Source organism: Novosphingobium sp. PC22D, from assembly GCF_002556635.1.
In the GTDB taxonomy this organism is placed as follows: domain Bacteria; phylum Pseudomonadota; class Alphaproteobacteria; order Sphingomonadales; family Sphingomonadaceae; genus Novosphingobium.
Genome location: NZ_MWMO01000005.1, coordinates 42,489 through 54,688, shown reverse-complemented (window position 1 = coordinate 54,688; position 12,200 = coordinate 42,489). Strand labels below are relative to the sequence as shown.

13 protein-coding genes and 1 tRNA gene are annotated in these 12,200 nt (G+C 67.6%); 10 read left to right on the top strand and 4 right to left on the bottom strand.

Features of this window, described 5'->3' with window-relative positions; genetic code table 11:
- The first annotated feature begins 54 nt into the window (after positions 1-54).
- From B2G71_RS09965 to obgE, 3 genes are all read left to right on the top strand, one after another.
- Positions 55-771 carry a hypothetical protein gene (locus B2G71_RS09965; RefSeq protein WP_098105624.1) on the top strand — a complete coding sequence of 239 codons (717 nt, stop codon included), beginning with the start codon at positions 55-57 and terminating at the stop codon, positions 769-771.
- A gap of 94 nt (positions 772-865) precedes the next feature.
- Positions 866-941: transfer RNA gene (locus tag B2G71_RS09960), tRNA-Ala, on the top strand.
- A 129-nt stretch (positions 942-1,070) separates the two neighbouring features.
- The gene (gene obgE / locus B2G71_RS09955) at positions 1,071-2,126 is read left to right on the top strand and encodes a GTPase ObgE (RefSeq protein WP_098105623.1); all 1,056 of its coding nucleotides are present in this window, start codon (positions 1,071-1,073) and stop codon (positions 2,124-2,126) included.
- Between the two features lie 27 nt (positions 2,127-2,153).
- Here the strand turns inward: obgE and B2G71_RS09950 are convergent, their stop codons facing one another.
- Complete coding sequence (locus tag B2G71_RS09950; protein WP_141521543.1) at positions 2,154-2,552, bottom strand: hypothetical protein; 399 nt, start codon at positions 2,550-2,552, stop codon at positions 2,154-2,156.
- A gap of 159 nt (positions 2,553-2,711) precedes the next feature.
- Between B2G71_RS09950 and proB the strand changes: the two genes are divergently transcribed.
- The 7 genes from proB (at position 2,712) to B2G71_RS09915 (ending at position 8,753) form a co-directional block, all read left to right on the top strand.
- Complete coding sequence (proB, locus tag B2G71_RS09945; RefSeq protein ID WP_098105621.1) at positions 2,712-3,842, top strand: glutamate 5-kinase; 1,131 nt, start codon at positions 2,712-2,714, stop codon at positions 3,840-3,842.
- Positions 3,839-4,750 (top strand): NAD-dependent epimerase/dehydratase family protein, encoded by a 912-nt coding sequence (locus B2G71_RS09940; RefSeq protein WP_240530092.1) that lies wholly within the window; start codon positions 3,839-3,841, stop codon positions 4,748-4,750. Before proB ends, B2G71_RS09940 begins: the two co-directional genes overlap by 4 nt.
- Positions 4,751-4,818: 68 nt before the next feature.
- Complete coding sequence (gene cobA, locus B2G71_RS09935) at positions 4,819-5,604, top strand: uroporphyrinogen-III C-methyltransferase (protein ID WP_098105619.1); 786 nt, start codon at positions 4,819-4,821, stop codon at positions 5,602-5,604.
- Positions 5,601-5,897 carry a DUF2849 domain-containing protein gene (locus tag B2G71_RS09930; protein ID WP_098105618.1) on the top strand — a complete coding sequence of 99 codons (297 nt, stop codon included), beginning with the start codon at positions 5,601-5,603 and terminating at the stop codon, positions 5,895-5,897. The genes cobA and B2G71_RS09930 overlap by 4 nt, the downstream gene beginning before the upstream one ends.
- Before the next feature lies 1 nt (position 5,898).
- On the top strand, positions 5,899-7,533 hold the full coding sequence (locus B2G71_RS09925) for a nitrite/sulfite reductase (RefSeq protein WP_098105617.1): 1,635 nt from the start codon (positions 5,899-5,901) through the stop codon (positions 7,531-7,533).
- Positions 7,526-7,957 (top strand): DUF934 domain-containing protein, encoded by a 432-nt coding sequence (locus B2G71_RS09920; RefSeq protein ID WP_098105616.1) that lies wholly within the window; start codon positions 7,526-7,528, stop codon positions 7,955-7,957. Before B2G71_RS09925 ends, B2G71_RS09920 begins: the two co-directional genes overlap by 8 nt.
- A 4-nt stretch (positions 7,958-7,961) precedes the next feature.
- Positions 7,962-8,753 (top strand): phosphoadenylyl-sulfate reductase, encoded by a 792-nt coding sequence (locus B2G71_RS09915; protein ID WP_098105615.1) that lies wholly within the window; start codon positions 7,962-7,964, stop codon positions 8,751-8,753.
- Between the two features lie 18 nt (positions 8,754-8,771).
- Here B2G71_RS09915 and B2G71_RS09910 read toward each other — a convergent pair whose 3' ends face one another.
- Genes B2G71_RS09910 through metC form a run of 3 tightly spaced genes read right to left on the bottom strand, consistent with a single transcriptional unit; the run spans position 8,772 to position 12,191 of the window.
- Positions 8,772-9,878, bottom strand: coding sequence for a transporter substrate-binding domain-containing protein (locus tag B2G71_RS09910; protein WP_098105614.1), 1,107 nt, complete (start codon positions 9,876-9,878; stop codon positions 8,772-8,774).
- Between the two features lie 16 nt (positions 9,879-9,894).
- Positions 9,895-10,980, bottom strand: a complete 1,086-nt coding sequence (locus tag B2G71_RS09905) for a mechanosensitive ion channel domain-containing protein (protein ID WP_098105613.1) — start codon at positions 10,978-10,980, stop codon at positions 9,895-9,897.
- The gene (gene metC / locus B2G71_RS09900; protein WP_240530091.1) at positions 10,977-12,191 is read right to left on the bottom strand and encodes a cystathionine beta-lyase; all 1,215 of its coding nucleotides are present in this window, start codon (positions 12,189-12,191) and stop codon (positions 10,977-10,979) included. The genes B2G71_RS09905 and metC overlap by 4 nt, the downstream gene beginning before the upstream one ends.
- Positions 12,192-12,200: the final 9 nt, after the last annotated feature.

Genomic DNA, 12,200 nt, shown 5'->3' with positions numbered 1-12,200 from the left:
TCCTTTGTCCGCGCGGAACGTTAAACTGACCGCCATGCTCTCTGGAGAGGTTCGTTGACACGGTTACCCGCTTTCCGCACGGCCCTGGGCGGTTTCGTCGCCATCCTGATCGTCGCGCTTGCCGGCTGCGCCACGCCGCCGCCGCCGCCACCGCCTCCCCCGGTGGTCGTGACCATCCCGCCCAAGCCCCGTCCGCCGCTTGGCGCGGCCGAAGGGCTCACGATCCCGCCGGTCGGCATCGACGGCACGCGCGTGACCGTGAACAGCAACATTTCGACCGAGCAGAAGATCTGGAATTTACGTTCGGCCTACAACGTCGCGGCGCTCAACTGCCTCGACACGCAATACGCACCGATCCTGGCGGGATATTCGCAGTTCCTCCAGACCCACAGCAAAGCACTGGCCTCGGTCAATAAGGATCTCGATCGCAGATTCCGCGAAAATTACGGCTCGAAGGTCTACATTCGCGAGCGCGAGACCTATCAGACGCAGGTCTACAACTATTTCGCGCTGCCGCCGGTGAAATCGGCGTTCTGCAACGCCGCGCTGCAAGTCTCGAACGAGTTGCTCACGGTTCCCGCCGGTCAGCTCGAGACCTATGCGCTCAACGGGCTCGACAAGGTCGACACACCGTTCCGCGAATTCTTCAACAGCTATGACCAGTATCGCTCGGACTTGAGGGCCTGGGAATCGCTTTACGGCGCCGGTCCGCCGGTCACCGTGTCGGTCCCCGCTCCGACCCCGGCGATCTCGCTTCGCGACGGAACGTGATCCGACACGCATTTTTGCTCTTTCAAGCGGGCGACCTCTTCGCTAAGGGGGCCGCTCGCGACGCGGGGTGACCGCTTCGCGCGATTGCTGGAACGGGGCCGTAGCTCAGCTGGGAGAGCGCGTCGTTCGCAATGACGAGGTCAGGGGTTCGATCCCCCTCGGCTCCACCAGCATATCGCGGATCGAATGAATTGCACCGGTTGGCCAAGGTGGCCGGCCGGTTTTTTGTTATGTCGCAACCGGTTCGGCGCGCGCGCCGCCGGACTCGACTCATCGGAAAAACCGCCGGATACTGCCCCATGCATTTTCTCGACCAGGCCAAGATCTACATTCGCTCGGGTGCGGGCGGGCCCGGCGCGGTCAGCTTCCGGCGCGAGAAGTACATCGAGTACGGCGGGCCCGACGGCGGCAACGGCGGCAAGGGCGGCGACATCGTGTTCGAGGCCGTGGCAGGGCTCAATACGCTGATCGACTTTCGCTACACCCAGCACTTCAAGGCGCCGCGCGGTGGCCACGGCATGGGCAAGAGCCGTCACGGCGCGGGCGGCAAGGATCTGGTCATCCAGGTGCCCGTCGGCACGCAGATCATCTCGGACGAGGACCGCGAGACGGTGCTCGCCGACCTGACCGAGGCGGGCCAGCGCGTGACCATGCTCGAAGGCGGGCTCGGCGGGCGCGGCAACGAAAGCTACAAGACCAGCACCAACCGCGCGCCGCGCCAGCACCAGCCCGGCTTGCCGGCCGAGGAGATGTGGGTCTGGCTGCGGCTCAAGCTGCTTGCCGACGTTGGCCTCGTGGGGCTGCCCAACGCCGGCAAGTCGACCTTCATCAACAAGCTGACCAACACCAAGGCCAAGGTCGGCGACTATCCCTTCACCACGCTGCACCCGCAGCTTGGCGTCGTGCGCCACAAGGGGCGCGAGTTCGTGCTGGCCGACATTCCCGGCCTGATCGCGGGCGCGGCCGACGGCGCCGGGATCGGCGACCGCTTCCTCGGCCACATCGAGCGCTGCCGGGTGCTGATCCACCTGATCGACATCGGCGGCGAGGACCCGGCCGAGGCGCTGGCGGTGGTCGAGGAAGAACTCGAAGCCTACGGCGGCGGGCTGGCGGACAAACCGCGCCTCGTCGTGCTCAACAAGGTCGATCTCGCCGATGCCGAACTCGCCGCCGACTTCGCCGGCGAACTGATGGAGGCGGGCGCCGATGAGGTCTTCGCGATCTCGGGCGCGACCGGGCAGGGGCTCGAAGAGCTGCTCGACGCGGTGATCGGCCACCTGCCCGCCGCCACCGTGACCGAACGGCCAGACGGCGAGCGGGAAGAGGCCGACGAGAGGCCCTGGTCGCCGCTTTGATCCTTCGCAGCCGGCGCGCCTGGGCCCTTAGCGCGGCGCGTGATCCGCGAAGCGTTGGGCGTCGGTCATGCTTTTCAGGGCGTGCGCGCGGGTTTCGAGTTCGCGGGATTCGGATTGCGACAGGCCGTCGCGCGAATATCGCTCGGCCGCCGAGGCGATTCGCCGGGCGTCCTTGCGCAGGACGCGGGCTTCGGCTTTGGAAATCTTGCCCTGCTTGCGGCTCCGTTTGATCGTCTCGAGCGTATCCTGCAGCGTCTGCTGCGCGCGATTGCCATCATCGTCGAAACCCACATCGAAAAGGTCGGGTGCGGCGTCACCGCTCGGTGGCGTCCGCGACACGATCTGCGCGTTCGCGCTCGGGCAAAGCACTGCCAGGACTGAAATCGCCAGAGCAACGCGAGTGATTCTCGACACCGACTGGGGCATGATGCGAACCTCTTTTGCGAACCCACCTGTGCATCGAAAGATATATCTATTTCAGCGCCGGAGGAAGCGCGTTGCGAGTCCTGACCGGGCCGCGCTGCTCGAAGGCCGGGCCAACGATCCTGTTTTCCTGCCGCGCAACTTGGCCTAAGTGGCGCGCCCATGGCTATTTCCTGCCTTTCCGACCTTGCCGACAAGGTTCAGTGCCCGCTCCTTGTGATCAAGGTGGGCTCCTCGCTGCTCGTTGACAGCGGCGGGGTGCGCGATGGGTGGCTTGCTGGCCTCGTGACCGAGATCGCGCAGGCGCGGAAACGTGGTCAGGATGTGATCGTCGTGAGTTCTGGCGCGATCGCGCTCGGTGCGGCGAAGCTCGGCCTCGAGAAGGGGGGGCGGGGCAGCCTTGCCGACGCGCAGGCCGCCGCCGCCGTCGGGCAGATCCTGCTTTCGGGCCTGTGGTCCGACCTGCTCGCCGCGCATGGCCTCACCGCCGCGCAACTGCTGCTCACGCTCGACGACCTCGAGGACCGGCGCCGCTACCTCAATGCCACCGCGACGCTGATGCGGCTGCTCGATGCGGGCGCGGTGCCCGTTGTCAACGAGAACGACAGCGTGGCGACGCAGGAAATCCGCTTCGGCGACAACGACCGGCTCGCCGCGCGCGTCGCGCAGGCGGCGAAGGCGAGCGCGGTGCTGTTGCTCTCCGACGTCGACGGGCTCTACGACCGCAACCCGAAGGAAGCGGGCGCGAAGCTGATTCCCGAAGTCGCGGGTGTCACCAAGGCGACGCATGCCATGGCGAGCGCCGAGTCGGCGTCCGGCATGGGCTCGGGCGGCATGACGTCCAAGCTCCAGGCGGCCGAGATCGCCGACCTTGCCGGAATCGCTCTGGTCATCGCCAACGGCACGCATGACCGCCCGATCGCGCGTGCGACGGGGGAAGGCATCGGCACGCTGTTTCGCCCGCGCCGCAAGGCCGGTGCGCGCAAGGCCTGGCTTGGCGGACGCATGCGGCTGCGCGGCGCGCTGGTGGTCGATGCGGGCGCGGCCGAGGCGCTAGCGGGCGAAGCGAGCCTGCTCGCCAAGGGCATCACGCGGGTCGAGGGCGAATTCGTGCGCGGCGATCCGATCGCGATCCGCACCGGTGACGGCCGGGTGATCGCGCATGGCCTCGCCGAATACGATGCCGCCGAATGCGCTCTGCTGATCGGCCGCCACAGCAACGAACAGGCCGAGATTCTCGGCTATGCGCCGCGCCGCGCGGTGGTCCACCGCGACCAGATGGTCCTCAAGTGACGATCGCGATCACCGGCGCGACCGGCTTCGTCGGTGCCGCGCTGCTCGATCGCACGCTCGCCGCCGGGACCGGGGTGCGTGCCCTCACGCGAAGGCCGCAGGCGCAGCGCGAGGGCGTGAGCTGGATCGCGGGAGATCTCGCCGACCGGCAGGCGCTTGCCGATCTGGTGCGCGGCGCCGGCGCGGTGATCCACGTCGCGGGCGTGGTCAGCGCGCCCGATCGGGATGGGTTCGAGCGCGGCAACGTGGCGGGTACGCGCGCCGTCGTCGAAGCCGCGCGGGCGCAGGGCGTGCGGCGCTTCGTCCATGTCTCTTCGCTGTCTGCCCGCGAGCCGCAGCTCTCGCTCTATGGCGCCTCGAAGGCGCGCGCCGAGGTTGCGGTGGCGGCAAGCGGTCTCGACTGGACCACGATCAGGCCCCCCGCCATCTACGGCCCGCGCGACAAGGACATGCTCGATCTGTTCCGCGCGGCACGGCGGGGCGTGGTGCCGGTGCCCGCCGACGGGCGCGCGTCGATGATCCACGTCGATGATCTCGCGCGGCTGCTGCTCGCGCTGGCGGAGCGCAGCGATGGCGAGACGCTGGGCGCGTGCCACGAACCCGACGATGGCGTGCCCGGAGGCTGGTCGCACCGCGAACTGGCGCATGCGATCGGCGAGGCGGTGGGCCGCCGCGTCCGCGTGATCGGCCTGCCGCCTCGCGTCATGAACCTCGCCGCGCGCATCGACGAGGCGCTGCGGGGGCCGAAAGCCAAGCTCACGCGCGATCGCGCCGCCTATCTCGCGCATCCCGACTGGGTCTGCGATCCGGCTGCGGCGGTGCCGCGGGCAATCTGGCGGCCGACGATCGAAACGCGCGCGGGCCTGGCCGCCACCGCGGCATGGTATCGCGGGCAGGGCTGGCTCTAAAGCTCTCCTAGGGACGACCAAAGCCATTTTCGCTGGCAATCCTTGCCGGTGCGGACCATTTCGCCAACATGACGAAACTGCCAACATCGACCGGAGACGCGCGCGTGGGCACCGTCCACCTCGTCGGCGCCGGGCCGGGCGATCCCGATCTGCTGACGCTACGGGCCGCGCGCCTGCTGATGAGCGTGCCGCTGATCGTGCACGATGGGCTGGTTTCGACCGAGATTCTGGCCATGGCGCGCTCCGACGCGCGGCTCGTCTCGGTCGCCAAGAGCCGATCCCGCCACTCGATGCCACAGGACGAGATCAACGCCCTGCTCGTTCGCGAGGCCAGGGCCGGGCGCGACGTCGTGCGGCTCAAGGGCGGCGATCCCTTCATCTTCGGACGCGGCGGCGAAGAGGCCGAGGCCTGCCGCGCGGCGGGCGTCGCGGTCGAGATCGTGCCGGGCATCACCTCCGCGCTCGGCGCGGCGGCGGCGGCGCAAGTGCCGCTGACGCATCGCGACCATGCCTCGATCGTTTCGTTCGTCGCCGGGCAATGCAAGGGCCTTTCCGAGCAGGACTGGGCCGGGCTCGCGGGCAAGGGCCGCACCCTTGTGATCTTCATGGGGGTGGCGACGTCGGCCTCGATCGCCGAAAAGCTCATGGCCGATGGTCTTTCTCCCGGCACGCCTGTCGCGGTGATCGAGAACGCGACGCGCGCCGACATGCGCGTGCTGCGCGCTCCGCTGGCCGGCCTCGCCGGCCTCGTCGAGCGCGAACGGGTGAAGAGCCCGGCGCTGATCGTCATCGGCGAAGTGGCCGCCGAACCCGATACGTCCGTTCGCGCGCTGGCGCTGGAGATTGCACGATGAAGATCCTGACCGGAAACGACCTCAAGACCGGCGCCGTCACCTGGTGGGACGGCGAAAGCTGGTCGTTGCACGTCGACGATGCGGTCGATGTCGGCGAAGGCGGCGCGGACATCATCGCGCGCGAGGAAGCCGCGCGCCGCGTCTTCGCCGCCTATGTCATCGACGGGGTCCAGACCGACGAAGGCGTGCGGCCCGCGCATATCAAGGACCGCATCCGCGCGCTCGGCCCGACGGTGCGGCCCGACCTCACGCTCAAGCCCGCCGACCCCGAAGCGCTCAACTGGGTGATCTGAGATGTACAAGTACGATCAATACGACCAGCAGATGGTCGACACCCGCGTCGCCGAGTTCCGCGACCAGGTGCGCCGCCGCCTTTCGGGCGAGCTGACCGAGGAGCAGTTCCGGCCGCTGCGGCTTCAGAACGGCCTCTATCTCCAGCTCCACGCCTACATGCTGCGCGTGGCGGTGCCCTATGGCACGCTCAACTCCGAGCAGATGCGCATGCTGGGGGACATCGCCGACAAGTACGATCGCGGCTACGGCCACTTCACCACGCGCCAGAACATCCAGTACAACTGGATCAAGCTGGAGGACACGCCCGACATCCTCGCCGATCTCTCGACGGTCGAGATGCATGCGATCCAGACCAGCGGCAACTGCATCCGCAACATCAGTTCGGACCAGTTCGCCGGGGCCGCCGCCGACGAGGTGATCGACCCGCGTCCCTATGCCGAACTGCTGCGCCAGTGGTCGAGCTTCCACCCCGAGTTCCTCACGTTGCCGCGCAAGTTCAAGATCGCGGTGATCGCCAGCGAGACCGACCGCGCGGCGATGAAGCTGCACGACATCGGCATCAAGATGGTGCGCAATGACGCGGGCGAGATCGGCGCGCAGTTCTATGCGGGCGGCGGCATGGGCCGCACCCCCATGATCGCGCCGATGATCCGGGAGTTCGTGCCGCTCGACCAGCTCATCACTTATGCCGAGGCCTGCCTGCGCGTCTACAACCGCTACGGTCGCCGCGACAACAAGTACAAGGCGCGCATCAAGATCCTCGTCCACGAGCTGGGCAAGGAGGAATACACGCGCCAGGTCGAGGAAGAGTTCGCGCACCTGCTCACCCAGGGCATCGAGCCGCCGCTCGCCGAGCTCGAGCGGATCGGAGCCTATTTCCAGGACCCGCCGTTCGAGATCGGGCTGGCCGATGATCTGGACTTGTCCGATCCCGATTTCCGCCTCTGGGTCGAGCGCAATTGCCACGCGCACAAGGCGCCCGGCTACATCAGCGCGACGGTGAGTCTGAAGCCGGTCGGCGGCATTCCGGGCGACGCCTCGGCCGACCAGATCCGGCTGATGGCCGACCTCGGCAAGGAATACTCGTTCGACGAAATGCGGGTGACGCACGCGCAGAACATCGTCTTCCCGCACGTGAGGAAGGCCGATCTCTACGCGCTTTGGCGGAAGCTCGACGCGGCGGATCTCGGCACTGCCAATATTGATACCGTGGGCGACATCATCGCCTGCCCCGGTCTCGACTATTGCAGCCTTGCCAATGCGCGCTCGATCCCGGTGGCGCAGAAGATCTCCGAGCGCTTCGCCGCGCAGGAGAAGCAGGATGCGCTCGGCGAGATGAAGCTCAAGATCTCGGGTTGCATCAACGCCTGCGGGCATCACCACGCGGGCCACATCGGCATCCTCGGCGTCGACCGGAAGGGCGTGGAGAACTACCAGCTCCTGCTCGGCGGTTCCGAAGCGGCGGACACCTCGCTGGGTCAGATCACCGGTCCGGGCTTCGACGAGAACGGCATTGTCGACGCGGTCGAGAAGGTTGCCGATGTCTACCTGCGCGAGAAGCAGGGCGAGGAACGCTTTCTCGATACCTATCGGCGGTTGGGCATGGCTCCGTTCAAGGAGGCGCTTTATGGTTGAAGTCCAGTTCCGGTTCCGTGAGGACGAAGCGGTCAACGACCCCGCCGTCACCGTCGACGCGTTCGCCGAGCAGACCAACGCCACCGCCGTACGCATCGAGCCGGGCGACGATGCCCGCGCGCTGCTGCCGCATCTCGATCGCATCGCACTTGTCGAAGTGAACTTCCCCGCCTGGACCGACGGACGCGGCTATTCCTCGGCGCGCGTGCTGCGCGAGGCGGGCTATGCCGGCGAGATCCGTGCGGTGGGCGATGTCGTCATCGACATGCTCTCGCACCTAAAGCGCTGCGGGTTCGACGCCTTCGCGCCCGCGCATCCGCTCGATCCCGAGGATGCGCAGGCCGCGTTCGACCGCTGGGACAACGTTTACCAGGCCACCGGCGATGGCCGGAAGCCGATCTGGGCGCTTCGCCACGGAGTGTAAGACCATGACCGACAAGATCCGCACGCGCGATCGCATCGATACCGGCCCGCGCTTCCAGGAAGAGGAGGCCGTGCGCCTCAACCGCCTGTTTCGCGGCACCAGCACGCTCGAGATGCTCGAAACGCTGCTCAAGGAGCGGATGGCGGGCGAGGTCGCGGTCGTATCGAGCTTCGGCGCGGAAAGCGCGGTGCTGCTGCATCTGATCGCGCAAGTCGATCCGGCGACGCCGGTGCTGTTCCTCGAAACGGGCAAGCACTTCCCCGAGACGCTGGCCTATCGCGACGAACTCGTCGCCCGGCTCGGGCTTACCGGCGTGCGCAACCTCGAACCCGATGCCGAGGAACTGGCGAAGAAGGACGAGAGCGGGCTGCGCTGGTCCTACGATCCCGACGGCTGCTGCGAAATCCGCAAGGTCAAGCCGCTGGCGAAGGAACTGGCGAAGTTCGATGCCTCGATCACCGGGCGCAAGGCGTTCCAGGCCGCGACGCGGTCCAGCCTGCCGCGCTTCGAGATCGACAAGTCCGACGCGCAGGGGCGGCTCAAGATCAATCCGCTGATCGACTGGACCCCGGAAGACATCGCCGCCTACATGGAAGAGCACGAGCTGCCGCCGCACCCGCTGGTGGCCGAGGGTTACCCCTCGATCGGCTGCATGCCGTGCACCAGCAAGGTCGCGCCGGGCGAAGACCCGCGCTCGGGCCGCTGGAAGGGCTGGGACAAGACCGAATGCGGCATCCACGTTCCCGGCCAGGACGACGACGGCGATCTGCCTCCGGGCTACGAACCCGCCTTCTGATTTCATCACCCTGGAAGATCACTGCTCGCCCACCACCGTCCGGAGCCGCTGGCGCCAGGCATCGCTTTCGATCGACTTCAGCAGTTCGACGTCGATCGGTTCGCGCAGCGCGCTGCCGAAGGGCAGGGCGATGCCGTAGTCCTGGCGGCCGTAGGTCCCCGGCAGCAAGCGCAGCTTGTCGGACAGGTCTCCGTTGCGCATGCGATAGGCGAGCAGGGGCTTGTCGTAAACGAAGGCGTCGAGCCGCCCGTCGCGCACCGCCTCGAGCCCGGAGCGGACATCGGCGAAGGCGGTGAAACCCACGCCGTCCTGCGTCAGCCATTCGTCGCTCGCCGAGTCGGCGATCGAGCCCACGCGCACCGAAGGCAGATCGCCGGGGCCGGACACCGCCCCGCTCAACTGGCCGGCGGTGAGCGATGATGCGATCATGCCGGTGAAGGTCGAAATGATGATGATCGCCGCGAACATCCAGACCAGCGCGAGGATCTTGCCGGGGAGGGTGCGCGGGGCCTTGTCGCCGTAACCCACCGTGGTCATCGTCACCGCGGAAAACCAGAAGCCCGAGAACACGCCCCGCGCGCCGGGGCCGAATTCCTCGGAGTTGCGCTTGCGCTCGGCGAGCCAGAACAGCACGCCGACCACCGCCAGCAGCGCGCTCAGCGCCAGGACCGCCTTCAGGAATTCGAGCGTGAAGAAGTTGCGGAACAGCGATATCCAGCCCGGCGGGGCCTTCGCGGTGACGATCCCGAAGCCGGTGGCGTAGAACGGGTGGGTGAAGTCGACCACTTCCTCGCGCGCGGACGTGATCGTGAGCGCGCCGACGCTCGCGTCGAAACGGCCGTCCTCGACACCGTCGATCATGTCGCCAAGGCTCGCTTCCTCGAAGGCGTAGTCGTAGCCGCGGCGCTCGGCGATATCGCGCCACAGATCGATGGCGAGCCCCTGCCAGCTTCCGTCGGGCCCCTTCGTCACGAAGGGCGGCGCCTCGCGTGTGGCGATGCGCATCGGCTCTGGCGCTGCCTGGGCGCCAGCCGCGCCGGCCCCCCAGATCGAGAGCAGCAGGGCCAGGCAGGTGATCGCGAAGCGGATAGGCGAGGGCGGGGTTTTCGGGATTGCGGGAACCATCGGGCGGCGTCTCCTGTCAGCCGTCGTCTTTCGGATCGGGGCGCCCTGGCGCCTCGTTCTCGCGCATGGCGGCGAGCAGCTCGCGGAAGGCCTTGCCGTCGCGCAGGTTGATGTCGCGCTGGGGGTAGGGAATTTCGATGTCGTGCTCCTTGAACAGGTTCCACAGCCTCTTGAGCACTGCCGAGCGCACGTTGCCGACACCCTCCTCGGGGTCGCGGATCCAGCAGTGGATGATGAAGTTCACCGAGCTGTCGCCGTAGGATTCCCACCAGACCGTCGGTGGCGGCACGTCGAGCACGCGATCGACGCTGCGCGCGGCCTCGAGCATCAGCGCTTCGGCCTTCGTCATGTCGGCGAGATAGCTCACCCCCACCTGCACCTGCATGCGCACGTTGCGCGAGGAGTAGGACCAGTTCTCAACCTGATTGATCATCAGGTTCTCGTTCGGGATGAGGTATTCCTTTTGGTCGCGCGTGGTGAGCGAGACCGCGCGGATACCGATCTTCTGGATCTGCCCGAAGGTGGAATTGCCCGCCTGGTCGGCCACGGCGATCACGTCGCCGGGCTTGATCGACTTGTCGAGCAGCAGGATGATGCCCGCGATCAGGTTGCCGAAGGTCTTTTGCAGACCGAAACCGATGGCGAGGCCGAATGCGCCCGAGAACACCGCGAGCGCGGTGAGATCGATGCCGAGGACATCGATGCCGACCATGATCGCGATCGCCCAGACGAGCAGGCTCACGAGCTTTTCGGCGAGCAGCCGCTGCGTCTGGTCGAAACGGGTGAGTTTCTCGATGAGCCGGTTCGCGAACTTGCCGCCGAAGTATCCGACCACGATCACCACCGCGATGACCAGCAGGACGACGATCATGTCCCACAGCGAGATGCGCGTGGTGCCGACCTGAAGCGCGAGGCTGTCGAGCGTGTTGACGAGGCCGCCGAACGTTTCGCTCTTGGACGCGACCGCTTCCTTGATCCCGTCGGCGCCGGAGACGGGCTGCTGCTCGATGATCCGCGTTACCGTGGCGGTCGGCGACGGAACGGGAACGGGGGCTTCGCTGGCGAAGGCTTCCGGATCGACGACCTGCAGCGCGGCGCTCATCGCCGGGCCATCGCGGCGAAGGCCTGCTCGAGGTCGGCGATGAGATCGTCCGGGTCCTCGAGCCCGACCGACAGGCGCACGCCGAAGCGGTCCTCGGTCGCGCAGCCAGGCGGCGGCCAGCTCATGACCGCGCGCAGCGGCTTTGCGTCGACCGGTGTGACCAGGCTTTCGAACCCGCCCCACGAATAGCCGATGCCGAAAAGGTCGAGCGCGTCGATGAAGGCGTTGCGTGCGGCCATCGTGCCGCCGCGCATGACGAAGCTGAACAGGCCGCAGCCGCCGGTGAAGTCGCGCTTCCAGATCTCGTGGCCGGGGGCTCCGGGCAGCATCGGGCAGAGCACCGCGGCGACCTCCGGGCGTTTCGAAAGCCATTCGGCCAGGCGCAGCGCGCTTGCGGCTTCCTGCTCCATGCGCAGCTTGAGCGTCCTGAGGCCGCGCAGCGCCAGTGCGGCGTCGTCGGGCGACACCACCAGTCCGAGCGTCTGCGCGCGCTTGCGCAGCGTCTGGTAGAGTTCCTCGCCGGCGCTTGCGCTGCCCATCATCAGGTCCGAGTGCCCGCCGACGTGCTTGGTCAGCGCGTGCAGGACGACATCGACACCGTTGGCCAGCGCCTGGAAGCCGAGCGGGCCGGCCCAGGTGTTGTCCATCACCGAGACCGCGCCCTTTTCTCGCGCGATCGCGGCAAGCGCGGGCACGTCGGCCACTTCCATCGTGAGGCTGCCGGGCGCTTCGAGCAGGACAGCGCGGGTGCGCTCGCAGAACAGCGCGGCGTAGGCGTCGAGATCGAGCGGGTCGAAGAACCGGGTCTCGATGCCGAAATCGGCAAGCAGCCCGCGGCCCATGACGCGGCTGGGATCGTAGGCATTGTCGGTGATCAGCAGGATATCGCCCGGCTTGAGCAGTGCGAGCAGCACGCCCGCGATCGCCGAGACGCCGGAGGGATAGAGCACCGTCCCAGCCGCGCCCTGCTCGAGCCCCGTCAGCGCGTCGGCGAGCGCCCATTGCGTCGGCGCGCCGCGACGGCCGTAGAAGAAGCGGCCGTCTTCGTTGTGGCGCGGCCCTTCGGCATGGGCGGCCATGTTCTCGTAGAGATGGGTGCTGGCGCGCCAGACGGGAGGATTGACGACCGGGCCGGTCCATTCGCTGCGGCGGCCCGCGGTCACGAGCCGGGTCGCGATTTCCCGTTCGTGCCTGGTTTCATCGTCCTTCAATGGGATCTC

Excerpts from the sequence above, each read along its gene's own strand:
- obgE (WP_098105623.1), top strand. The coding sequence starts at position 1,071 with ATGCATTTTCTCGACCAGGCCAAGATCTACATTCGCTCGGGTGCGGGC.
- B2G71_RS09950 (WP_141521543.1), bottom strand. The coding sequence starts at position 2,552 with ATGCCCCAGTCGGTGTCGAGAATCACTCGCGTTGCTCTGGCGATTTCA.
- proB (WP_098105621.1), top strand. The coding sequence starts at position 2,712 with ATGGCTATTTCCTGCCTTTCCGACCTTGCCGACAAGGTTCAGTGCCCG.
- cobA (WP_098105619.1), top strand. The coding sequence starts at position 4,819 with ATGACGAAACTGCCAACATCGACCGGAGACGCGCGCGTGGGCACCGTC.
- B2G71_RS09930 (WP_098105618.1), top strand. The coding sequence starts at position 5,601 with ATGAAGATCCTGACCGGAAACGACCTCAAGACCGGCGCCGTCACCTGG.
- B2G71_RS09925 (WP_098105617.1), top strand. The coding sequence starts at position 5,899 with ATGTACAAGTACGATCAATACGACCAGCAGATGGTCGACACCCGCGTC.
- B2G71_RS09920 (WP_098105616.1), top strand. The coding sequence starts at position 7,526 with ATGGTTGAAGTCCAGTTCCGGTTCCGTGAGGACGAAGCGGTCAACGAC.
- B2G71_RS09915 (WP_098105615.1), top strand. The coding sequence starts at position 7,962 with ATGACCGACAAGATCCGCACGCGCGATCGCATCGATACCGGCCCGCGC.
- B2G71_RS09910 (WP_098105614.1), bottom strand. The coding sequence starts at position 9,878 with ATGGTTCCCGCAATCCCGAAAACCCCGCCCTCGCCTATCCGCTTCGCG.
- B2G71_RS09905 (WP_098105613.1), bottom strand. The coding sequence starts at position 10,980 with ATGAGCGCCGCGCTGCAGGTCGTCGATCCGGAAGCCTTCGCCAGCGAA.